Source organism: Micromonospora sp. MH99, from assembly GCF_021442385.1.
Lineage (GTDB): Bacteria > Actinomycetota > Actinomycetes > Mycobacteriales > Micromonosporaceae > Micromonospora.
This window is the reverse complement of record NZ_MUZA01000049.1, coordinates 13,496-35,685: the sequence shown is the minus strand read 5'-3', so window position 1 is coordinate 35,685 and position 22,190 is coordinate 13,496. Positions and strand designations below refer to the sequence as shown.

The following is a 22,190-nucleotide window of genomic DNA, read 5'->3' as shown; positions in this document are numbered from 1 at the left end:
TTTCGTCATGACCGTACCGTCGTCCCGGCCCCTCGTCGTACGGCTCGGCGCGACGGTGCTCGCCGTCGTCGTGGCGATCCTCATCCCGGCCGGCCCGGCCTGGGCGCACAACACGCTGCGGTCGGCCGCCCCGGTCCAGGAGTCGACCCTGTCCAGCGCGCCCACCGAGATCGCGCTCGAATTCGCCGAACGGCTCGACCCCACGTTCACCACAATCGTGCTCACCGACGCCGCCAAGCGAAAGATCCCCACCGGCGACCCGGTCGTCGGTGGAGCACGAGGGTCGGTTCAGCTCACCGAGGCACTGCCGAACGGGACGTACACCGTCGCCTACCGGGTCGTCTCCACCGACGGGCACCCGGTCCAGGGTTCGTACCCGTTCACCGTGGCCGACCCCAGTTCCACGGCCGCGCCGATCGTCAGCACGCCGAGCGACGCCGCGTCCGACGCTTCGTCGGTGGAATCCGACGACGACCTGACTGTCGGCATCCTCGTCGCCGGCGCCGTATTCGCCGTGCTCGTCGTCGTGGGTGTCGGCCTGCTGTGGCGGCGGGCGAAGCGCCGATGACCGCACCGCTCTCGTGCGGTCGTGTCACTTCATCACTGCAGAGGTCAAGGTCAACACGTGTCCGACACAGATTCCCGGCGGCTTACCTCCGACGATCCTGGTAGCACCCGGGCCACCATCGAAGCGTCGGCGACCTTCGCGGGACAACCCCGGACCGCGCAACGCGCGGCGTCCGGGGCGTACAACTGGTTGGGTCCTGCGGCCATCGCTGCCACCGGCCTCGCGCTGCTGCTGCTCGGCCTGCGGGTCGGCGGTGCCCTCACCGCCGCGATACCCGGCCTGCCGGACGCGGGCCCGGCAACGGCGTGGGCACTACCGGTCATCCGGCTGCTCTCGAACGGCCTGGGCACCCTCACCGTCGGCATGCTGGTGGCCGCCGCGTTCCTGCTGCCCGGCGACGGACGTAGCGTCTCGCCCCACGGCTACCTGCTCCTGCGGCGAGCGAGCCTCGCCGCGCTCGGATGGACGATCGCGGCACTGACGCTGACGGTGCTGACGGTCTCCGACCTGCTCGGGCAGCCTCTGGGGACGCTCAAGCCCGCGACCGTGGTCAGTTTCGCCACCACGATCTCGCAAGGTCAGTCGCTGATGTTGCAGGCCGGGCTCGCCCTGACCGTGGCACTGCTGGCGCGCGTCGGGGTGTCCCGAGGGCTGACCGCGACGGTCTCGATCCTGGCGCTGGTCGCCGTGCTTCCGCCGGCCTTCACCGGTCACGCCGCCGGGGCGGGAAATCACCAGATCGCGGTGACCAGCCTGGCCCTGCACGTCCTTGCGGCCGCAGTGTGGATCGGTGGGCTCGTCGCCCTGCTGATGGTGCGGCGCAGCCGCCTGCTGGCCGACGCCGCCGCCCGGTACAGCCGCCTTGCCCTGGGCTGCTTCGTCGCCGTGACGGTGAGCGGACTGGCCAACGCCGCCGTACGCCTCGGCACGATCGAAGAACTCTGGCAGTCCCGCTACGGCTGGCTGATCCTCGGCAAGCTGGCCGCCGTACTGATCCTCGGCGCGCTCGGCGCGGTACACCGCTCCCACACCCTGCCGGCGATGCGCGCCGGGAGGCGGTGGGCGTTCGGTCGACTGGCCACCGGGGAACTGATCGTGTTCGCCGCCACCGTGGGGCTGGCAGTGGCGCTGTCGCGCAGCCCCACCCCTGTCGCCGAAGCCGGCATCGACGCCGACCCGATCACCGAACTGCTCGGCTTCCCGATGCCCGCGGCGCCCAGCGCGGAAGGCCTACTCGGACAGCCGCTGCCGGACATGTTCTTCCTGACCCTCTGTGCCCTCGGCATCGGCGGGTACCTGGCCGGCGTACGGCGGATGCACGTCGCGGGACACCGGTGGCCCGTCGCCCGAACGGCGAGCTGGCTCGGGGGCATCCTGCTGCTCGCCGCGACCACCAACCTCGGCGTCGCCCGCTACGCGTACGTGTTGTTCAGCGCCCACATGGCCCAGCACATGGTGCTGTCGATGCTGGTGCCGATCCTGCTGGTCGGCGGCGCTCCGGTCACCCTCGCTCTGCGCGCCCTGCGCCGACCAGCCGCTCCGCAGGTACGCGGCACCCGGGAGTGGCTGCTGATCCTGGTCCACAGCCGCGTCACGAAACTGCTCACGCACCCGCTCGTCGCGCTCGGCATCTACAGCGCCAGCCTGTTCGGCCTGTACTTCAGCAACCTGCTCGGCGTCCTGATGCGCTCCCACCTCGGTCACGTGGCGATGCTCACCCACTTCGTGGTCGCCGGCTATCTGCTGTTCTGGGTGCTCATCGGCGTCGATCCCGGCCGCCGACGCCTCCCCCACCCCCTTCTGGTGATCATCCACCTGGCGTCCATGATGGCGCACGGCTTCTTCGGCCTGATCCTCATGCAGACCACAACCGTCATCGCCCCCGACTGGTATGTCGCTGTGCACCCCACCTGGGCGTCGCCCCTGCTGACCGACCAGAAGCTCGGCGCCGGCATCGCCTGGGCCTTCGGAGAGCTACCCGCCGTCGTCGTCATGGTCATCCTGATCAGCCAGTGGATCCGCGCCGATCAGCGCGAGCAGGCCCGCCTGGACCGGGCCGCCGACCGGGCCGAAGCCACCGGCGAAGAGGACGACCTCGCCCGCTACAACGCCTTTCTCTCCGCGGCTGGACAGGCCGACAGTGACCGGCGGCGCGACGCCGGGCCCGACCAGCGCTGACCCGCGGTAGCCATCCTGGTCTGCCAAATTAGCTGGAACCGCCGCGACGCGGTCGTTACCGGCGGCGAGAGCGTCAACCGGTTCCTCGGCGTCTGGGACAGACGTCACGCTCAACTCGGCGGCAGATCACCGCCTGGCCGACACGGTGAACGGTCTCAACTTTGCCGACCGGAGGCCGACCAGGTTGGCCGCCCGGCTGCGCCGCGAAACGGTCCGCGACCGGCTGCATCGGGCGTTCGAGCGTGACCACGCCATGCCCTGGAGTGACGACCTGGCCCGGCCCACGATCTCGTCCGCTCGTAACGACACCGGCCTACGACCGCGGCGCGCTGGACGTCGCGCACTCGCCCGTGGCGTCAACGGCGACCGTAGCCGTTGCCAAACGGGGGCTACGGCCCGCGTCTCCTGGAGGCTTGATACCCGGCGCTGCCCAGAGTATGGATGCGAATCCTCCTCGCGTTGCTCCGGACGCGACTACGGTTGGACCAGTGGTAGACGACTCCAGAGCGGTGGAGGCACTCAAGGCGGATCCGACCCTGTCCGGGTTGCGCCGCTCCCTGGAGGCGTACTACGGCGACCCGGCTCGCGAGGCGGCGATGGACGCGTTCTACGCGCCCCTGGTTCGCCCAGGGGACCTGGTCTTCGACGTCGGCGCGCACGTGGGTGACCGGCTCGGCAGCTTCCGGCGGCTGGGCGCTCGCGTGGTGGCCGTCGAGCCGCAACCGCTCTGCACCCAGGCCCTGCGCGCCATTTACGCGGACGACGACCGGGTGACCGTGGTGGAGGCGGCGTGCGGGGCGTGTACCGGCCCGATGCGTCTGCACGTCAACTCGGCGAACCCGACGATCTCCACGGCGTCGGCGGATTTCCTGCAGGCCGCCGAGGGGGCCGGCGGCTGGGAGGACGAGATCTGGGACGTCGAGATCGAGGTGGCCGGAACTACACTCGACACCCTGGTCGCGGCCCACGGGGTGCCGGGCTTCGTAAAGATCGACGTGGAGGGGTTCGAGGACGCCGTGCTGGCCGGGTTGAGCCGCCCCCTGCCGGCGCTGTCCTTCGAGTTCACCACCATCGAACGGGGCCTGGCCGCGCACTGCTTGGACCGGCTCACCCGCCTGGGCTTCACCAGGTTCACCGTGGCGCTCGGCGACGAGATGACGTTCGCACTCAAAGGCTGGCGGCCGGCGGACGAGGTGGCGGCGTACCTGCGGGCGCTGCCCCACGAGGCCAACTCGGGCGACGTCTACGCCCGCGCCCGGCCCGCCTGACCCTGACCCTGGCAGAACCTCGTCCACCCAGGTCACGCAGCAAATTCGTATTCGTGAAGGATGGCCACCCAGCGACAGCAAGACCCACCAACGATGCCGCGGACGGACCACCACCTGCCACCCATCGTGGGCGCCGAGCCGGAACCGGCATGAGGAGCGCTACGGACGGGCCCGGCGTGGAGGGTGGTCCTCCACGCCGGGCCCGCTCGTCGTCATCGGCGGCCGCGCCCCGCAAGGCCCGCAACACGTGGTGGGTCAACGTTCCGTGCCGATCGTGGCGGGACTCAACCCTGACCGGTGGGGCGTCACTTGGATCCACCCGTGGGCGTTGTCCGGTCCCGACGCGGTCGTGACCGAGCTGCTCGGCGCGACCCGCGCCGCAGTGCCAGAAAAGACCACCGTCGGCGTCCGGGTCCGGGTGACAGCTTTCCCGGTACGGCGCCTTGGCCACGCCAACGCTGTCGATGGTGCCGGTAGTCGGCAGCGCCGCGACTGCCGTGTAGGAGACGCCGGGGCCCGGCAGGAGCGCATCTATGGGCCGCTGACAGAGGACGTCGACCCCGCAGGCTGCAGCCACCCAAGCCGTTCTGACCGCCCTTCGTCGCGATTCCGCCGAATGAGGCAGCCCCTTACCGGCAGCAGCAACGCGGCCGGGCCGTGTGCCAGCACAGCCCCGGCCGGTGCCTTTGGATCGGCACAACTTTCCGCCTAGCAGCGGCTGGAGGCATGGGCAGGCACGGTGAGCCGGCCGTCCTGGACTTCGGTGATCTGGTCGACGGTGGTGAGGTGGGTGCGGTCGTGGGTGACCAGTACGGTGGCGGTGGCCTGCTGGTGGGTGAGGCGGGTGATCAGGTCGATGATGGTGGCGCCGCGTTCGTGGTCGAGGGCGCTGGTGGGTTCGTCGACCAGGAGCACGGTGGGGTTGTTCATCAGTGCTCGGGCGATGTTGACTCGTTGGCGCTGTCCGCCGGATAGCTGATGGGGGCGCCGTTGCGCCTGGGCGGCGAGGCCGACGGCGTCGAGTAGCTCCATGGCGCGGCTGCGGGCCTTGGCTGGGGCGCGTCCGTCGAGCTGTGCCATGACCTGGAGCTGTTCGGCGGCGGTGAGAGAGGCAAGCAGGTTGGGCTGCTGAAACACGATGCCGATCTTGTTGCGGCGCAGGGTGGCGAGGTCGCTGAGGTTCATGCCGGTGGTCGTGGTGCCGTCGATGGTGACGGTGCCGGCGTCCGGGGTGGTGAGCGTGGCGGCGACGGCGAGGAGGCTGGACTTGCCGGAGCCGGAGGGGCCGACGACGGCCGTCAGGCTGCCCTTAGGCACGTTCAGGGTGACCTGGTCGAGGGCGGTCAGACGGGCGTCGCCGTCGGGGTAGGTGAGGGTGATGTTGTGCAGGTGCAAGCTCATCGGGCGCTCCCCAAGGCGGTCAGTGGGTCTACGGAGGTGATGCGGCGGATGGATAGGCCGGCCCCGAGCGCGCCGAGCGCGATCATCACCGCGGCGGGGACGAGGACAGTGGCGGGCGTGAGGAGAAACGGCACGGCCGCGCCGGCAACGAGGGCCCCGAGGCCGGCGGCGATGCCGGTGCCGAGCAGGGTGCCGCCGCTGAGCAGGACGACGGCCTGGCCGAGCGCGTCCTTGAGCAGGTTGGCGGTGGAGGCACCCAATGCCTTGAGCACCGCTACGTCACCGCTGCGTTGGATGGTCCACACGGTGAAGAACGCCCCGATGACGAGTGCGGAGATCGCGAACAGGAAGCCGCGCATGAGCTGTAGAGAGCCGTTCTCGGAGGTGTAGGAGCCGATGGCGGACAGCGAGTCATCCGTGGCTACCGTCCGGGTGCCCGCGACGTCATCGGTGCCTTGCACGTCGACGCCGGCGTTGGTGTCGAGGGCGATGACGGTGGCGGCGAGACCGTCGGTCTCACCGACGGGGGGTGCCAGCTTCTGCCAAAGGTCCAGGCTGGTCCAGATGACGGGGATGTGGCTGAAGGAGGCGTCGCCGCTCACGGCAGCGACGCTCACCTGCTGCCCGCCCAGGGTCAACGTGTCGCCCCCGGTCACACCCAGATTCCTGGCGGCGGCGTCGGACAAGACGGCCGCGTGGGTGCCGATCTTGCCGCTGGCCGGGGCGAGGGTTGAGCCGGGCTCGACGCCGAAGGCGGACACCCCGGTGCTCCTGGTATCGGAGGTGGCCTTGGTGGTGGTGATTCCCAAGGGTTCGGCCCGGATCACCCCCGGGGTGTGGGCCCACTGCTGCCACTGCTTCTCGCTGACGGTCGAGTTCGAGAACGACAGCTTCTCACCCTCGCCGGGCGTGCCAAACGCGATCTTGTCGGCGGGCAGCCCGGTGATTGCGGAGATGTTCTGCTGACCGAGGCCAGCGGTCAACCCGGACAACAGCCCGACAAGCATGGTGATCAACACGATGACGGTTCCCATCAGGGCAAAGCGTCCTTTGGCGAACTTCAGGTCTCTCCACGCGACGAACACTGCTTCTACCTGCCTTCATCAGGGCGAACGTGGCTGGCCTCCACCGTCGCCCCTGACCCCCTGGGTCTGCCTCTGGCCGAAGGCGGCAATCGGCGCGTCGAAAGGCTGCCCGCCGGTTCTAACTTTCGATTGAGGCCGGCCCGCAGGATTGCTGCCTAGGCTGGAATAACTGTGAACACCACCGACGCGGCGTTGACGCCCGCCACCCGAGTCCTGACCTGGTGTCTGCACCTACTCGTCGTCGGCCTGCTCGTCTTGGCCGCCGCACGGGCGGCAACCGACAGCCGGCCGCAGGCCGGGATGGTCGTTGCGGTGGCCGTAGCGTGTGGGCTGGTCTACGCGGTCGGACCACTGCTGCCCCCTCTCAGCCGTTCCCGGCGGGCCGCCAGCGTGTGGCTGACCGCCGTAGGCGCTCTGTGGCTGATCCTGCTGGCTCTGTCCGCGGACGCCGTGTGGGTGGCCTTTCCCCTGTACTTCCTGCAACTACACCTGCTGTCCCGCCGTGCCGGCCTGACGGCCGTGGTGATCACGGCGGCGGCGGCCATCATTGGTTTCGCTGCCCACCAAGGCACCTTCGGCGTAGCGGTGGTGATCGGCCCGGCCCTGGGTGCGGCTGTGGCGATCGCGGTGGTGTGGGGTTATCAGGCGCTGTACCGCGAGAGCGAACACCGCCGGAAGCTGATCGATGAACTCACCACAACCCGCGCCGACCTAGCTGCGGCACAGCACACCGCCGGCGTGCTCGCCGAGCGTGAGCGCCTCGCCCGGGAAATTCATGACACCCTCGCTCAGGGCTTCTCCAGCATCCAGCTGCTCTTGCGCGCCGCCGAACGAACTCTTCCCAGCACAGCACCGAAAGCCGCCCACTACGTCGGCCAGGCCCGTCAGGCTGCCGTCGACAACCTCGCCGAGGCCCGCCGCTTCGTCGCCGCGCTCGCACCACCCGCCCTCGACGACACCACCTTGGCCGGCGCCCTGGAACAGCTGTGCGCCACCACCAGCGCCCGCCACCGGCTCACCGCGCGCTTCCACCTCACCGGCGAACCCCGGCCGCTGCCAGCCGCGCACGAGACAGCCCTGCTGCGCATCGCCCAGTCCGCCCTCGCGAACACCGTGCGCCACGCCGAGGCTACCCACGCCGACCTCACCCTCAGCTACCTCGGCGACCACGTCGCCGTGGACATCACCGACGACGGATCCGGCTTCGACCCCGACCAGCTTCCCGCACCACAGGCGCATGACGGCGGGTTCGGCCTGGCCGCGATGCGCACCCGAGTCGTGTCCCTGGGCGGCACCCTCGACGTCGATTCCGCCCCCGGCCACGGCACAGCTCTGGCCGCCCGCCTGCCGCTCACCCCCCGCGCCGAGCACACCACCGAGGTGCGCCCGTGACCGACACCCCTATCCGCCTGCTCCTGGCCGATGACCACCCCGTCGTCCGGGCCGGTCTGCGCGCCGTACTGGAAACCGAACCCGGCCTCGAAGTCGTGGCCGAAGCCGCCACCGCCGAGGACGCCGTCACCCGCGCCACCCAAGGCGACATCGATGTCGTTCTCATGGACCTGCAGTTCGGCCAAGGGATGACCGGCGCTCAGGCCACCGCCGCGATCACCGCCCGACCCGGCGCACCTCACGTACTGGTCGTCACCACCTACGACACCGACGCGGACGTTCTGCCCGCCATCGAAGCCGGCGCCACCGGCTACCTGCTCAAAGACGCCCCACCTGAAGACCTCGCCGCCGCCGTGCGCGCCGCCGCCACCGGCCGCACCACCTTGGCACCCGCAGTCGGCGACCGACTCATGCACCGGCTACGCGAGCCCCACGCCGCCCTGACCCTCCGCGAGATCGAAGTTCTCACCCTCGTTGCCGGCGGTCTGTCCAACCAGGCCATCGGCGCGCGCCTTTACCTCACCGAAGGCACCGTCAAATCGCACCTGGCCCGCATCTACACCAAACTCGACGTCGACTCACGCACCGCCGCCGTCGCCACCGCAACCCAACTCGGCCTCATCCGGCGCTGACCCTAGCCAACCGCAGTAGAGCTGCCGAAAGCGCCGACTGCGGCTTCACCTCCCGGCCGTCACGCCAGCGCGTTTCAGGACCCCGGTACATCGTCGGCCGCGACACCTCGAAGGTCCGCCCGTAGGTTCCAGCGAGAAACCATCGCTGACGAGTTGATCTGGCGGATGGGGCGAGCACCGCCGCCACCCTCGGCATCCGAGAAGAGACCTGCGTACAGTCGCACCTTCCGAACTCGACCTCGCCGACCTCGTGACCCACCTCAGCCAACTCGTGACCCACCTCAGCCAAGCAGACGACGCGCAGAAACGCGGGATGGCCGATGCTTCCCACGCGGTGGTCAGCATGGAGGACACTGGCCGGCCTATCGCGTCGCTCGCCCAAGCAGTAAGGTGCCTCAACCTCAACCTCAACCTCAACCTCAACCACGAGCGACTCGCGCAAGGGCACCACGACAAGTGGTAGGCCGTCCGCCTCCTCGACGATGCCAGCAACTGTTGAACCCTGCTCGGCGAGGCCGTGAGGAACAGTCACACGTCAGCACAGGACCTTGCCGTGTCTTTGGAGCGACGAAAGTGTTGTGTACGCACGGCGCGCTCTGTTCGGGCCGCTCCGCACGTTCGTGATCGCCGGCTCGAACCACCCCGTCCTGGCCCGCAAACCGCACGCCTACCTGCGCTGGCGCAACACCCACGCTCGCCACGCCGATGTCCTGGCAGCCCAACGCGCGAGCGAGCCACGTCCGCAGCGAGAAAGGCATCCGCTGGGGCGGACGATCTCTCGCCGCTGCCGCCTGAACTACCGGGCGGCCCGCAGTGCCGCGGCGACCTTAAGGCAAAGGATTCGGTGGACAACCGAAACCGAATCCTGGTTAGCCACGCCAGGTGAACGGGGTCGTCTATCAGATACTGGTTGCATGCCCCCCTCTGTCTTGCCTTGGCCGGAGTACGGGTGAAATGGTGAATCTCGGCCCCGGACCCTCGGTCATTCCTGCGGTGTGGTTGGGAGAACCCATGTCCCGTCTGATCGGACGGCTCGTTTGCGCGCTGCTCATTGCGTTTCCGCTGCTGACGGCGGCGCCGGCGTGGGCGTCCGGGCCGAGGAGGCCGACAGCGGTCGACATCCACCCGGCGGGATGGATGTCGAGTTCTGCGTCGGACATCAATAGCCACGGCGAAGTGATCGTCACCGCGACGAACACGGTCAACGGAGAGATCCAACCGCCGCTCGGATTCCTCTGGCAGGCCGGGAAACACACGGTGCTGCGTCCGCTGCCCGGCGGCAACGGCAGCCTCCCGCGGGACGTCAACGAGCGCGGCGAGGTCGTCGGATTCTGTCAGTCCGCAGTCCACCCGGCACGCCCGTGCCTGTGGCGGCAGGGCCGGCCGCAGGACTTGGGCACGCTCGACGAACGAGGTACGGGCACCGCGTTGGCGGTGAACGACAAGGGCGAAGTCGTCGGTGACAATCAGACGTTCATCGGTGGTGGCCTGACCCGCGCCTTCCTTTGGCGGCGCGGCGTCCTGACCGATCTGGGAGGCGTCGGCGACCGCAGCGCCTTTGGCATCAACAACCACAGCCAGGTGATCGGCGTGCACTACTCGTCCAACGGACAACGGGCCTTCCTGTGGGAGCGGGGCACTCTGACCGACCTGGGAACCCTCGGCGGCAACGAGACGGTGCCAGCCGACATCAACGAACGCGGGCAGATCGTTGGGACGAGCACCACGGCGGACGGAGTCCAGCACGCATTCCTCTGGCAGCGTGGCCGGATGATCGACCTTGGCACGCCGTCCGGCAACAGCGGGGCACTCGCGATCAACGACCATGGTCAGGTCGTCGGGTGGAGCAACTCGGCGGACGGGGCGGCCCGGGTCTTCCATTGGTACCAGGGTGTCCGCACCGAGTTTCCCGGGTATGACGCCCGCATCAACGAACGAGGCTGGATCGCTGGCACCACCGCAGGCGACCCACGACGAGCCTTCCTGTTGCGCAACCGCCGGATGGTCACCGGCGATCCGGCCGCCGCCGTGACGGCACTCAACAATCGGGGAATGCTGGCCGGGTGGACGAACACACCGGGCGGCAACCACGCGACCGTGTGGAAGTGATGACGGAGGCGACCGACAGGCGCCAGCACGCGCTGGTCTGCTGCAAGGGTGCCAACTTCAGCGCTACCGGGCGGCCCTCGACGCCGGAGCCGACCCCTCGGTCGTCAGTAAGTGGATAGCCCAGACACAGGCCGAACGGACCCGAGCCGAAACGGAGCTGCACGCAGGGAACTCCGCCGCGCCACGCCGAATGACCCAGGCAGAGATCATCACGCTGGTCGGGCCCTTGGGAACATCGTCACCGTGCTCCGCGACGCGGACCCCGCGGACAAAGCCGAGGTCTACCGCCAGCTGGGCCTACGGCTGACATACCACCCAGAAGCGCAAACGGTGCACGCTGAAACCGATCTCAGCGCGCACCGTGGGGCAATTGTTTGTGTCCGAGGGGGGACTTGAACCCCCACGCCCTATACGGGCACTAGCACCTCAAGCTAGCGCGTCTGCCATTCCGCCACCCGGACCTGCTCGTTCAGCCTACCTCGCCGCCCAGATGATCTTTCCATCCGAGGTCGGCACGGCGAGCCGCACGGGGAGTTACTGTACACGGCGCTCGTGGATCATGCACATCGCCCACCGGCGCCTGCCCGGTCGCCCTCCCGCCCCTGCTCACACCCGTCACGCGAGGTCACCGAAGCGGGATCGGGTGTGAGCCCGGGTAGCGTCGGCGGCCCCGTGCCGGGCAGCATTGCCCTGTGTCCCATCCCTCTCCTCTGGCCGCCGTCCAGCAACGGGCCCTCGCACTGCGCACCGAGGGCGACCTCGGCACTGCCCGGCAGCTGCTTGCGGACGCTGTCGGGTCCGCCCGTCCGCCGTACGGCGAGGACCACCCCGAGACGCTGCACACCGCGCACCTGCTGGCCCGCCTGCACCGCGAGGCGGACGACCCGCTTGCCGCCCGCCGGGTGCTTGAGGAGGCCTTCGCGGCGGGCGAGCGGCGCTGGGACCATTCCGAGCCGACGATGCTCGCGCTCGCCTTCGAACTGGCCGAGGTCGCCGAGGAATTGGGCAACAGGCACGAGGCCCGCCGCAACTACACGCGCGTCGCCAGCGCCGGGCCCGCCGTGCTCGGTGAGCACCACCCGGTGATACGCGCCGCCCGCGACTACCTCGGCGAGGCCAGCCCTGGGCAGACCCGGCCGGACGCCGGACCGCCGACGTCCGCCCCCGCTGCCACGACGAAGGACTCCGACGCCCGATCGGCGTTGACCGGTCCGACGCTGTCCCTGGCGACCCTGGCCGCGATGCGCCCGGCGGCGGGCGATGGTCCGGCTCCTGCGTCGCCCTGGGCCCCACCGCCTCCCCCGGCCCCCACCCATGCGGCGCCGACCTCGTCACCCATGTCGCCGACGCCGGCACCGCCCGCGCATCCGGTCCCGCCCGCGCCCGTCATGTCACCGGCGCCAGCCACGCCCGCGCGTCCGGTTCCGCCCGCGCCCGTCATGTCACCGCCGGCAACCCCCGTCCAGCCGGTGCCGCCGCGCCAACGGACCGAGCAGCAGCCGCCGCCGTCACCCCGGCCACCGGTCACGCCGCCGCCTCCGGCCGCCGGCCGGCCGACGCCGTACGTCCCGCAGCAGCTACCACCCGCACCGCCGCGTCAGCGAACGAGTGACCAGCCGATCCACCCGGTCGTCGAGGCGCCGCCCTCCACGCCGTCGGCCGCGGATCCGGCTCGCCCTCCGGTCCACCCGACGAGTCCGGCCCCGGCTGTCGCCGCGCAGACCTCCGCCGCGCCCTCGGCACCCCCACCGGCGGCGCCGGCTCCGCGGTGGGCCGACCCGACCATTCAGGTACGGCAGATCGAGCCCCTGCTGGCCGAGGAGGCCGCCCGGGTCGCAGCGGCCGGGCCGAGCGGGGCGACCCGCACGACGGACGGGCCGGGGCCTTCCGGGACGATCCCGACGAGTCCAGACCCGGCGCCCTCCCGCCCGGTGAGCGGGCCACCCCTGCACCACGCGGCCAGCGCGACGCAGCCGGTCTCCGCGCCGCCTGTCGGCCCGACCTCCGCACCGGCCGTGGGCCCTTCGCGTCCGGTGTCGGCTCCGCCCGAGCACGGCCAACCCGTCTCTGGACCGCCCGACCGGCCCCACCCCGCCTCCGGCCCACCGACGGCCCACACCCAGCCCGTGTCCGGACCACCCGGCTACGGACCGCCGGTGTCCGCGCCGCCCCTCCACACCTACCCCGTGTCGGGGCCACCGGCGCAGCCGTTCCCGGTGTCCGGACCACCAGCGCAGCCCTACCCCGTGTCCGGACCACCAGCCCACCCCTACCCCGTGTCCGGACCACCCGGCTACAGCCAGCCCGTCTCCGCGCCACCGGTGAGCGCGCCACCGGTGAGCGCGCCACCGTGGGGACTGACCGCTCCCCCCTGGAGCAGCAGTGCGCCCCCGCATCCGCTACCCACGACTGCCGGGGACCCCGTGGACCCGCCACGGACGGACGCCGCAGAGACCACACCCGCTAGCGCGGCCACCCTGGGCGGCGCGGTCACACCCACCAGCGCGGTCACACCCAACAGCGCGACCACCCTGGGCGGTGTGCCCACGCCGAGCAACGTCGCCACCCCGGGCGGGGCGCCCACCCTGGGCGGCCTGTCCACAGCGGGCGGCGAGAGCATGCCGCTCGCGAGACCACCGTCGCCGACCGTGCAGGGTGAGCCGTCGGGCTTCGCGTCCGCGTCGACGGAGGTGTTCCCGGCCGTCGGGCCGGAGCCGGCCCGGCCCCAGGACATGACGGCTGCGCCCCTCGCGCCCGCGGCCTACCGGCCGCCGGCCACCGTCACGCCGCCGCCCGCCGCGCAGTACCCGTCCGGTCAGCAGTACCTGGGCCAGCCCTACCAGCAGAGCCACGAGGTGTATCCGGGGCAGCGGTACCAGCAGGACCCCTACTCGACCGCGTACGCCGATGAGGGTGTTTCGACGGGTCGCAGCCGGGCGACGCTGATCGGCGCGGCGGTGGCGGCCGGGGTTGCCCTGGTCGCGGTCGCCGGCCTGGGCGCGGTGGTGCTGAACCGCGACGACGCGCCGCCCCCGGCCAGCGACGCGGTGACGGCGGCGCCGGCGGTGAGCGGTCCCCCTCCCGGTGACCTGAAGCTGCGCGACGACCTCGTGACGATCACTCTGACCTGGACGGACCCGTCCGGGGGTGCGGTGCCGTTCATGGTCGCCGGTGGACGGGCCGGTCTGGCGCTGGGGGTGATGGCCACCGTGGAACCGGGGCGGACCAGCCACACCATCAACGGTCTCAGCTCCCGGGTGGACTACTGCTTCACAGTGCTCGCGGTCTACTCCACGGACAGCTTCGCCACCTCGAGCCAGGTCTGCACCAAGCGGGAACGGTCCACACCGCCGAGCTGATCGTGAGCGGTCCGCGCCGCCGAGTCGACACAGTCGGGTTCGCGATCGTCGAGCTGAGCTGGGCGTCCACTGCGCACGCTCGGTATCCACAGGGGTGACGGTGCGGGTTCCCCCGTTCCCGGCCGAGCCATATGATGGCACCCGGCTCAGGGGAGGGGTCGCCGCGAGGCGTACGCCACCTGCCACGACTCAGGGAAGGCAGCCGGCTGTGGCCAGCATCGACGACGCCGAGCGGACCGACGCCCCCCGTTCCCGGTCCCGACTGCGCGGCGGGCTGGTGACGGTCGGCACGGTCACCGCGCTGCTGGCCGCGATGGGGCTGACCGTCCTGGGGCTGGGGGCGGCGGACAACGCGGTGGCCAACTACGACGCGAGTTCCTGGCTGTGGAGCGCGGTCCGCAGCGAGCTGGCCCGGGTCAACGGGGTCACCGCCCGGGTGGACACCCGCACCGAGGTTCCCGGTGCCCGCCGGCACCCGATGCAGGTCGCCCAGACCGATCGGCTGCTGATCCTGCGTGATCTGCAGACCGGGCAGATCAGCTCGCTGGACCTGGCCACGCTGCAGCTCACCGCGACCACGCCGACCACCCCCGGCCTGGGTGTGAGCGTCGCCCTGCACGAGGACGCGGCGTTCGTCGTCGACGCCGTGCAGGGCATCGTGCGGCAGCTCGACCCGCGGTCGTTGAGCCCGGTCGGCGAGCCGGTGCGCTATCCCCCGGGCATCACCGGCGGCACGTTCGACGGCGAGGGCCGGCTCTGGATCGCGGTGCCCAGCGAGGGCACGGTCTCGGCGATCACCGCCGCGAAGCTGCCGTCCGCGCCGGCCTCGGCCGCGCCGGCAGGTGGCGGGCTCAGCCCGGAGCGGGTCGAGACGTACGACGTGGCCGACGCCAGCCACGAGCTGGTGGTCTCCACCCTGGACGACGGGGTGGCGGTGCTCGACCGTACGGCCGCCCGGCTGGTGCGGGTGCAGCGCGGCGAGGTCCGCCCGACGCCGTTGACACTGCCCGGCCCGGCGGCCATGCCGACCCGCACCTCCGGGCCGCGGGTGCCGGTGACGGTGCCCGCCGAGCGGCGGGTGTTGGTCGTGGGTGACGCCGGTGAGGAGCGGGCGTTCACGGTGCCGGGCAGCGGCGACCGGCTGAGCCCGGCGGTGGCCTGGGCGGACCGGTTCTACTGCGCCGACGAGGCGACCGGCACCATCTACTCCTTCGACGCGGGCGGCCAGTTGGTCGACACGATCAAGGGCAGGGCGAACGGGCCGCTGGAGATGGAGGTGCGGGAGAACCACCTCTTCATCAACTCGCCCGACTCGGCGACGGCCCGGGTGGTGGACGACAAGCACCAGGTGCGCGAGGTCGACAAGTACGCCAACGACGTGCTGGGCGGTGACCCGCCGCCGGCTCCCCCGCCGCCGCCCCCGCCGAAGAAGCCCCGGGTGGGCAAGCCGAGCGCGCCGCGCAGCGTCACCGCCGCCGCGGGCAACGCCCAGGCCCGGGTGAGTTGGCGGCCGGCCGCCGCGAACGGCGCCGAGATCATCAGGTACGTGGTGCAGGGTGCCGGTCAACGCCTGGAGGTGGGCGCCAATCAGCGTTCGGTGGAGGTCAAGGGGCTGACCAACGGCGAGACGTACCGTTTCGCGGTGCACGCCGTGAACGCCAAGGGTGACGGCCCGGCGCGCAGCAGCAATCCGGTGACCCCGACCGCAGCGGTGCCCGATCCACCAGCCAGCGTCACGGCGCAGGAGCGGCCGGACGGCACGGTGGTGGTGAAGTGGCCGGCCGCGAACGGGCAGGGCAACAAGATCGCCAAGTACGCGGTGACGGCCACGTCGGCGGGGACGAACGCGCCGGCCGGCGAGTCGACGAAGACGGAACTGGTGGTGCCGGCCGGTGAGCTGGAGTTCGGCACCCAGTACGCGTTCACCGTCGTGGCGGTCAACGACAAGGGCGCGGGCTCGGCGGCGTCGCCGGTGAGCAACACGGTGGTGCCGTTCGCGGCGCCGGGTCGACCGCTCGACCTGCAGGCCGGGACGGTCGCCGACCAGCCGGGCGCGGTCACCGTGCAGTGGTCGCCGGCGGAGGCCAATGGCCGACCGGTGACGAAGTACCAGGTGGACGTCGGTGGCAGGACGAGCGAGGTGACCGAGACCCGCACGACAGTCACCGGGCTGGGCAACGGCCAGAACGTCACGGTGAAGGTGAAGGCGGTCAACGAGGCCGGGCCCGGTCCAGAGGCCACCGCCACGGCCCGTACGGTCGCCGCGCCCCGGGTCACGGTCACCGGCTCGTCGGCGACCGCCACGTCGGCGACCGTCACGTTCACCGTGGACGCGGGCGGCGGTAAGGCCACCTGCTCGCTGAGCACGTCGGGTGAGCCGGCGAAGGCCGGGGCGTGTTCCAGCATCACGATGACGGGTCTGACGCCGGGCACGAAGTACACGTTCACCGTGACGGCGAGCAACGCCGCCGGTAAGGGCACCGCGGAGCGGGCGGACAGCACCGAGCCGCTGTACGGGATCGCGACGTGCAACAACGGGCCCGACGGCGACCAGCGGACGTACTGCAACAGGGAGGTCGACGGCCGCAACGGCAACGAGATCTTCTCGGTGCCCCGACAGGACAACGACAAGCAGGAGGGCTGGGCGAAGCCCGGCACCCGGCTGAAGGCGTACTGCAAGAAGTCCGGCGAGGACGTCGACTCGTGGATCTACAACGATCAGAAGCGCAGCACCTGGTGGGTGCAGGTCGAGTACAGCGGGAAGAACTACATCCCGTGGGCCTGGCTCAACCTGGAAGGCGGCGACAACATCAACGTCCTGCCCACCTGCTGAACCACCAGCCGAGGAGCACCACCGATCGTGAACACCCACGAGCCGCTCACCCAGCCGGAGGTGCAGGGCTTCGCCGCCCTGGCCGCCCGGCTGGCCGAGAACGTCAACGCGGTGGTGCTCGGCAAGCCGCAGGTGGTCCGGCTGGCGTTGACCGCGCTCTTCGCCCAGGGTCATGTGCTGCTGGAGGACGTGCCGGGGGTCGGTAAGACGACCCTGGCGCGGGCGATCGCCGCGACGGTGAAGGGTGAGTGGCGGCGCATCCAGTTCACGCCCGACCTGCTCCCCTCGGACGTGTCCGGCGTGACCATCTTCAACCAGGCGACCCGTGACTTCGAGTTCCATCCGGGGCCGGTCTTCGCCAACATCGTCATCGCCGACGAGATCAACCGGGCGTCGCCGAAGACCCAGTCGGCGCTGCTGGAGGTGATGGAGGAGCGCACGGTCACTGTGGACGGCGTCCGGCACCCGGTGCCCGCGCCGTTCCTGGTGGTCGCCACGCAGAACCCGGTCGAGATGGACGGCACCTACCGGCTGCCCGAGGCGCAGCTCGACCGTTTCCTGGTGAAGCTGTCCGTCGGCTACCCGGACGAGGCGGTCGAGGTGGAGGTGCTGCGCGGCGCGACGGTCCGCTCCCCCGAGGCGCTCGCCCCGGTCACCGACACCGCGACAGTCGGGGAGATGGTCCGGATGGCCCGCCGGGTGCACATCGCCGAGCCGCTCTACGCGTACGCGGTCCGGCTGGCCGCCGCCACCCGCACGCATCCGCAGGTACGCGTCGGGGTCAGCCCTCGGGGCGTGATCGCGTTGACCCGGGCGGCGTGCTCGTACGCCCTGATCGACGGTCGGGGCTGGATCATGCCGGAGGACCTGAAGGCGCTCGCCGAGCCGGTGTTCGCGCACCGGCTGCTGCTGACCCCGGACGCGCAGGTGCGCGGGGTGACCCCTGCGGAGGTGCTGCGCCAGGCCATCGCCTCGGTGCCGGTGCCGCTGCCGTCGGGGCAGCCCGCCCCGGTGCAGGGCTGACCGGCAGCAGCGCCATGGGGATCACCGCCCGCGGAGTCGGGCTGCTCGTCGCCGCCGTCGTCCTGCTCGGCCTGGGGTTCCGCTTCGCGTACCCCGAGTTGACGTTGCTCGGCGCGGCGGCCGGCGCGGCCGTCGGCTACGCGGCGCTGACCGCGGCCTGGCGGCCCCGACTGGTGGTCGACCGCCAGGCGGACCCGGACCGGGTGGCGCGCGGGGAGCCGGCGAGCATGACGCTCACCGTGCGCAACGCCGGCCGGCTGCGCTCGGCGAACCTGCTGGCCGAGGACCGGTGCGGGAGCCGTGCCGTGCCGGTGCCGCTGCTGCGCCTGCGGCCCGGTCGGGACACCGAGGTCAGCTACGACGTGCCGACCGACCGCCGCGGGGTGGTGCCGGTCGGTCCGCTGCGGGTGACGCGGCGCGACCCGTTGGGTCTGGTGGCGCTGGCCCGCCCGTACGGCGGGACGACGCCGGTCTGGGTGCATCCCCGGATCCATCCGCTCACGGCGGTGCCCCGCGGCGCGGGGCGCAGCCTCGACGGCCGGGTGGACGGTGTGCCGCACGGGTCGATCACGTTCGACTCGCTGCGGGAGTACGTGGTGGGTGACGAACTGCGTCGGGTGCACTGGCGCACGAGTGCCCGGGTCGGCGAGCTGATGGTGCGCGAGAACGTGGACACCAGCCTGCCGCGCCTGGTGGTCCTCCTGGACAACCGGGCCGCCGCGCATCCGCAGCGGTCCGGCGGGGTGGCCGAGTCGTTCGAGTCCGCGTGTGAGGCGGCGGCGTCGGTCGTCACCGCCGCGCACCGCGCGGACCTGCCGGTGTTGATGCTGCTGGTCGGCCCGGAGCAGGGCGACGGCGGGGACGGCCCCGCGCTCGGGCCCCTGGACCGGCTTGCCGCCGCCGACCTGTCCGACGAGGCCGACGCGTTGCGCGCGGTCACCACCCGGCTGCGCCAGGATCGGCTCGGCGACACACTTGTCTTCCTGACCGGCCCCGGTGGTCGGGACGGGTTGGGACACGTCGGCGCGCTGCGCGGCGCGTACCCGTCGGTGGTGGTCGGGGTGTTCGGCGCGGCCGAGCCGACGCCGGCGGGCACTGCCGGCCTGGTGGTGGTCGACGCGGCGGACGGCGCGCAGTTCGCCGCCGAGTGGGACGGGGTACGCCGGTGGTGACGGGCATCGCGCCGCAGGAGGAGACGGCGGCCCCTCGACAGGCGCCGCCGGCGGGCGGCGGCCCGAGCGCCGCGGCGCGGGTGGTACGCGCGCTGCGGGCGGCCGTCGTGCCGCTGGCGCTGATCACGCTCACCGCGCTCGCCGGGGTGGTGCTCGGTCGGGTGTACGCGGGCGACCTGCTGACCCGGCTGGTGATCGGCGCGGCGGTGGGCTCGGTGCTGGTGAGCGTCGCGAGCCGACGGCTGCCGTCCTGGCTTGTCGCACCGGTGTCGATGGCGGCGATGGCCGGATGGACGCTGTGGGCGTTGCGGCTGGCCGCCACCCACGCCGACCTGCCGGGCAGCCTGCTGGAGGTGAGCGCGGACGCCGCCCGCAACGGCATTCCCCGGCTGCTCACCGCGATGATTCCCGTGGAGCCCACACCGGACACGGTGCTGGTCCCGGTGGTGGCGGCCTGGCTGGCCGGTCTGGCCGGGGCGGAGGTGGCGCTGCGCACCGGCCGGGTGCTGCTCGGCTACCTGCCGGCGGCGGGGCTCTACGCGGCGGCCCTCTACGTGGTCGGCCCGAACGCCGAACCGGCGATCGGGACGACTGTCGCCTTCGTCGCGGTCGCGGCGGTCGGGCTGGCCGCGCCTTCGGGTACGCCGTCGGCCGGCGGTGACCCGACGGCCGGTCTCGCCCCGGGGACGCGCGCGGCGGTACGGCTTCGGCTCGCGGCCTCGGCGGCGCTCGGCGTCGCGCTGGTGATCGGCCTGGTCGCGCTGCTCGGACCGGTGGTCGCCGGTCAGGTCGACGGGCGTCCGGTGGATCCGCGCCGGTACGTGGAGCCACCGCAGGTGCAGACGCTCGACGAGAACCCCCTGATCCGGATCTCCGGGTGGGCGCTGCGCCCGGAGCAGAAGCTCCTCGACGTGAACACGGTGGGTGCCACCCCGCCGGCCGGCGAAGCGAACGACCCGAAGGCGACCGGCGGCGCGGACGATTCCAAGGCGGGTCGCAGCGTACAGATCCGGTTGGCGGTGCTCAGCGACTACGACGGGATCACCTGGCGGGTCGGCGCGACGTACCGCAACGCGGGGCGGATCCTGCCGGCCACCGCGCCGGCCCGGGACAGCACGGTGGACAGTGTTCGGCAGGAGATCACCGTGGCGGAGCTGAGCGGTCGGCTGCTGCCGGCCGTGGCGACGCCGCGCGAGGTCAGCGGGGCGCGGGTGGCGTACGACCCGGCGACGGGCACGCTGATCAGGCCGGAGGGACTGACGCCGGGGCTGCGGTACACGGTGACGTCGGCCCGGGAACGCCCGGACAACAACCTGCTGGCCACCGCGAACGTACCGGCCGGCGAGGAGGTGGCCCGGGTGCTGCGGGTCGCCGACGGGGTGCCCGACCCGATGCGCCGGTTGGCGACACAGCTCGCCGAGGAGAACGGCGCCCCCTACGAGCGGGCGGTGGCGATCGAGCAGTTCCTGGCCGAGCACTACCGGGTGGTGGCCGACGCGCCGAGCGGGCACGCGTACCCGAATCTGGCGTTCTTCCTCTTCGGTCCGCGCAACGGCGGCGGGCAGCGCGGGACGTCGGAGCAGTTCGCGGCCTCGTTCGCGGTGCTCGGCCGGCTCTCCGGTCTGCCGACGAGGGTGGTGGTCGGCTTCTCCTGCAGTGGTCAGGGCCCGGTGCGGGCCGGTGACGCGTACGCCTGGCCGGAGGTGCTCTTCGACGGGCTGGGCTGGGTGGCGTTCAACCCGCTGCCCCGCCCGGAGAACGAGCCGAGGCCGGTGGAGGAGGATTTCCGTCCGACCCCGGAGGACCCGCCGCAGTCGGAGGCGCCGGCGCCCACTGTGGAGCCGACCGCGTCGCCGGAGCCGGTGGCCGCCGCCGAGGGCCCGCCCGCACGGGGTGGCGCGTCCACGCCGGTGCTGGTCGCGGGAGGCAGCGGTGCGCTGCTGCTCCTGGTGGGGGCGCTGCTGCTCACCCTGGTGGCGATGCGCCGCTCCCTCACCCGCAAGCGGCTGGCGGGTGGTGACCCCGGCCAGCGCATCGCCGGCGCCTGGCGGGAGGTCACCGACGCGTTGCGACTGGCCGGCCGTCCGGTCGGTGACGACCTGGCGGCGACCGAGGTGGCCGCGCAGGCCCGTCAGGCCCTTGCCGAAGCCCGAGCAGGCACGCCCAGCGGTGGCAGCGCACCTGGCAGCGGCCCGACCGGCAGCGCCACACCCGGTGCGGAGCCGGCGGTCGACGAACTGGCGACGCTGCTCAATCAGGTGGGCTTCGCCCCCGAGGCCGCGGCGGCCGATCAGGCGGCCCGCGCCGCCGAGGTGGCCACGGCCTACGTCGCCAACCTGCGCTCGGCCCGCCCCTGGTGGCGTCGCCTGCTCTGGTCCGTCCACCCCTCCCCCCTGCACCAGGCCCGCCGGTCCCCCCACTCCCACCCCCGCCGACCCGCGCGGTGATCAAGAGGTTCGCGTCATGTCAGGACCCGTTCCTGACCCGAACCTCTTGATCACCGGTGGCGGGTTGGGGGGATCGGAGCCGGGCGCGGCGGCCGTAGTCGGCGGCCACGGCAATCACCAGGGGGCCCCAGGCGGCCAGCGGGGCGTAGTACCGCAGCACGTCCCAGCCGGGCGGGGTGCGCGCCGGTTCGTCGCGCCCCATCCCCACCCAGCCGCGGTCCACGACGTGGAACGTGCTGTTCAGCACCAGGTACAGGCAGATGGCGACGAGCAACGAACCGCCGACCACCGCGGCGAGCACGACCGGGCGTGCCGGGATCGAACGCCTCCCGAACAGCGGCACCCAGTGCGGCACCTGCTGTCCCCAGTGGTGCACCAGCCCGAGTGTCGACAGGGCCAGGCCCATCGACAGGACGGACAGGAAGATCATGTACCACGTCGTGACGGCGTCGTCGGTGAACACGAGGGACAGTCGCCAGATCGCGGACGGCAGGACGCAGAGCGGGACGGCGTACGCGGCCCCGACAGCCCAGGGCGCGGGAGCGGCGGCCCAGGTACGGCCCGGGTCAGTGGATGTCATGCGCGTTCCGATCATCGAGGGCGATCCAGTAGAGACGCAGGGCAGTCGCACCGACGACGAAGACGCCGCAGGCCACCGCCCGTCGCCGCACCCGGGAGATCGCTGCGGATCGAGTGACATTCATGAACCGATGATCTGCGGGC

General features: G+C 71.9%; 16 protein-coding genes and 1 tRNA gene. 11 read left to right on the top strand and 6 right to left on the bottom strand.

Annotation, left to right across the window (positions count from 1 at the left end):
- The first annotated feature begins 7 nt into the window (after positions 1-7).
- The 3 genes from B0E54_RS22730 to B0E54_RS22720 all read left to right on the top strand — a co-directional run bounded on the left by B0E54_RS22730 (position 8) and on the right by B0E54_RS22720 (position 4,014).
- Positions 8-568 carry a copper resistance CopC family protein gene (locus B0E54_RS22730; RefSeq protein ID WP_234587902.1) on the top strand — a complete coding sequence of 187 codons (561 nt, stop codon included), beginning with the start codon at positions 8-10 and terminating at the stop codon, positions 566-568.
- 57 nt (positions 569-625) lie between these two features.
- Positions 626-2,746, top strand: coding sequence for a cytochrome c oxidase assembly protein (locus B0E54_RS22725; protein WP_234587900.1), 2,121 nt, complete (start codon positions 626-628; stop codon positions 2,744-2,746).
- Between the two features lie 488 nt (positions 2,747-3,234).
- On the top strand, positions 3,235-4,014 hold the full coding sequence (locus tag B0E54_RS22720) for an FkbM family methyltransferase (RefSeq protein ID WP_234587898.1): 780 nt from the start codon (positions 3,235-3,237) through the stop codon (positions 4,012-4,014).
- Between the two features lie 708 nt (positions 4,015-4,722).
- On the opposite strand, the gene B0E54_RS22715 is transcribed toward B0E54_RS22720, so the two are convergent.
- Positions 4,723-5,415: an ABC transporter ATP-binding protein gene (locus B0E54_RS22715; RefSeq protein WP_234587897.1), complete on the bottom strand. Its 693-nt coding sequence runs from the start codon at positions 5,413-5,415 to the stop codon at positions 4,723-4,725.
- A complete protein-coding gene (locus B0E54_RS22710) occupies positions 5,412-6,500 on the bottom strand; it encodes an ABC transporter permease (RefSeq protein ID WP_234587896.1) in 1,089 nt (362 codons plus the stop codon). The genes B0E54_RS22715 and B0E54_RS22710 overlap by 4 nt, the downstream gene beginning before the upstream one ends.
- Before the next feature lie 171 nt (positions 6,501-6,671).
- Here B0E54_RS22710 and B0E54_RS22705 point away from each other — a divergent pair, with 171 nt between their 5' ends.
- Entirely contained in the window at positions 6,672-7,892 is a 1,221-nt protein-coding gene (locus B0E54_RS22705; protein ID WP_234587895.1) for a sensor histidine kinase, read from the top strand.
- Positions 7,889-8,524 carry a response regulator transcription factor gene (locus B0E54_RS22700; RefSeq protein WP_234587894.1) on the top strand — a complete coding sequence of 212 codons (636 nt, stop codon included), beginning with the start codon at positions 7,889-7,891 and terminating at the stop codon, positions 8,522-8,524. Before B0E54_RS22705 ends, B0E54_RS22700 begins: the two co-directional genes overlap by 4 nt.
- Here B0E54_RS22700 and B0E54_RS22695 read toward each other — a convergent pair.
- Positions 8,511-9,056, bottom strand: coding sequence for a hypothetical protein (locus B0E54_RS22695; RefSeq protein WP_234587893.1), 546 nt, complete (start codon positions 9,054-9,056; stop codon positions 8,511-8,513). The two genes, B0E54_RS22700 and B0E54_RS22695, sit on opposite strands and share 14 nt — an antisense overlap.
- A 479-nt stretch (positions 9,057-9,535) precedes the next feature.
- On the opposite strand from B0E54_RS22695, the gene B0E54_RS22685 reads away from it, so the two are divergent.
- The gene (locus tag B0E54_RS22685; RefSeq protein WP_234587892.1) at positions 9,536-10,633 is read left to right on the top strand and encodes a hypothetical protein; all 1,098 of its coding nucleotides are present in this window, start codon (positions 9,536-9,538) and stop codon (positions 10,631-10,633) included.
- Positions 10,634-11,010: 377 nt separating this feature from the next.
- Here B0E54_RS22685 and B0E54_RS22680 read toward each other — a convergent pair.
- Positions 11,011-11,094, bottom strand: a tRNA-Leu gene (locus B0E54_RS22680).
- A 231-nt stretch (positions 11,095-11,325) separates the two neighbouring features.
- On the opposite strand from B0E54_RS22680, the gene B0E54_RS22675 reads away from it, so the two are divergent.
- The 5 genes from B0E54_RS22675 to B0E54_RS22655 all read left to right on the top strand — a co-directional run bounded on the left by B0E54_RS22675 (position 11,326) and on the right by B0E54_RS22655 (position 21,467).
- Positions 11,326-13,992, top strand: coding sequence for a tetratricopeptide repeat protein (locus tag B0E54_RS22675; RefSeq protein ID WP_234587891.1), 2,667 nt, complete (start codon positions 11,326-11,328; stop codon positions 13,990-13,992).
- Between the two features lie 208 nt (positions 13,993-14,200).
- The gene (locus tag B0E54_RS22670) at positions 14,201-16,825 is read left to right on the top strand and encodes a fibronectin type III domain-containing protein (protein ID WP_234587889.1); all 2,625 of its coding nucleotides are present in this window, start codon (positions 14,201-14,203) and stop codon (positions 16,823-16,825) included.
- Between the two features lie 27 nt (positions 16,826-16,852).
- The gene (locus B0E54_RS22665; protein ID WP_234587888.1) at positions 16,853-17,848 is read left to right on the top strand and encodes a MoxR family ATPase; all 996 of its coding nucleotides are present in this window, start codon (positions 16,853-16,855) and stop codon (positions 17,846-17,848) included.
- A gap of 14 nt (positions 17,849-17,862) precedes the next feature.
- Positions 17,863-19,020, top strand: coding sequence for a DUF58 domain-containing protein (locus B0E54_RS22660; protein WP_234587887.1), 1,158 nt, complete (start codon positions 17,863-17,865; stop codon positions 19,018-19,020).
- Positions 18,996-21,467: a transglutaminaseTgpA domain-containing protein gene (locus B0E54_RS22655; protein ID WP_374109302.1), complete on the top strand. Its 2,472-nt coding sequence runs from the start codon at positions 18,996-18,998 to the stop codon at positions 21,465-21,467. The genes B0E54_RS22660 and B0E54_RS22655 overlap by 25 nt, the downstream gene beginning before the upstream one ends.
- 19 nt (positions 21,468-21,486) lie before the next feature.
- Here the strand turns inward: B0E54_RS22655 and B0E54_RS22650 are convergent, their stop codons facing one another.
- Both B0E54_RS22650 and B0E54_RS22645 read right to left on the bottom strand, forming a co-directional pair.
- The gene (locus B0E54_RS22650) at positions 21,487-22,047 is read right to left on the bottom strand and encodes a hypothetical protein (RefSeq protein WP_234587886.1); all 561 of its coding nucleotides are present in this window, start codon (positions 22,045-22,047) and stop codon (positions 21,487-21,489) included.
- On the bottom strand, positions 22,034-22,171 hold the full coding sequence (locus B0E54_RS22645; protein WP_234587885.1) for a hypothetical protein: 138 nt from the start codon (positions 22,169-22,171) through the stop codon (positions 22,034-22,036). The genes B0E54_RS22650 and B0E54_RS22645 overlap by 14 nt, the downstream gene beginning before the upstream one ends.
- Between the last annotated feature and the right edge of the window lie 19 nt (positions 22,172-22,190).

Bases quoted from the DNA above. Each gene is read 5' to 3' on its own strand.
- B0E54_RS22715 (WP_234587897.1), bottom strand. From the start codon at position 5,415: ATGAGCTTGCACCTGCACAACATCACCCTCACCTACCCCGACGGCGAC.
- B0E54_RS22730 (WP_234587902.1), top strand. From the start codon at position 8: ATGACCGTACCGTCGTCCCGGCCCCTCGTCGTACGGCTCGGCGCGACG.
- B0E54_RS22645 (WP_234587885.1), bottom strand. From the start codon at position 22,171: ATGAATGTCACTCGATCCGCAGCGATCTCCCGGGTGCGGCGACGGGCG.
- B0E54_RS22660 (WP_234587887.1), top strand. From the start codon at position 17,863: ATGGGGATCACCGCCCGCGGAGTCGGGCTGCTCGTCGCCGCCGTCGTC.
- B0E54_RS22685 (WP_234587892.1), top strand. From the start codon at position 9,536: ATGTCCCGTCTGATCGGACGGCTCGTTTGCGCGCTGCTCATTGCGTTT.
- B0E54_RS22650 (WP_234587886.1), bottom strand. From the start codon at position 22,047: ATGACATCCACTGACCCGGGCCGTACCTGGGCCGCCGCTCCCGCGCCC.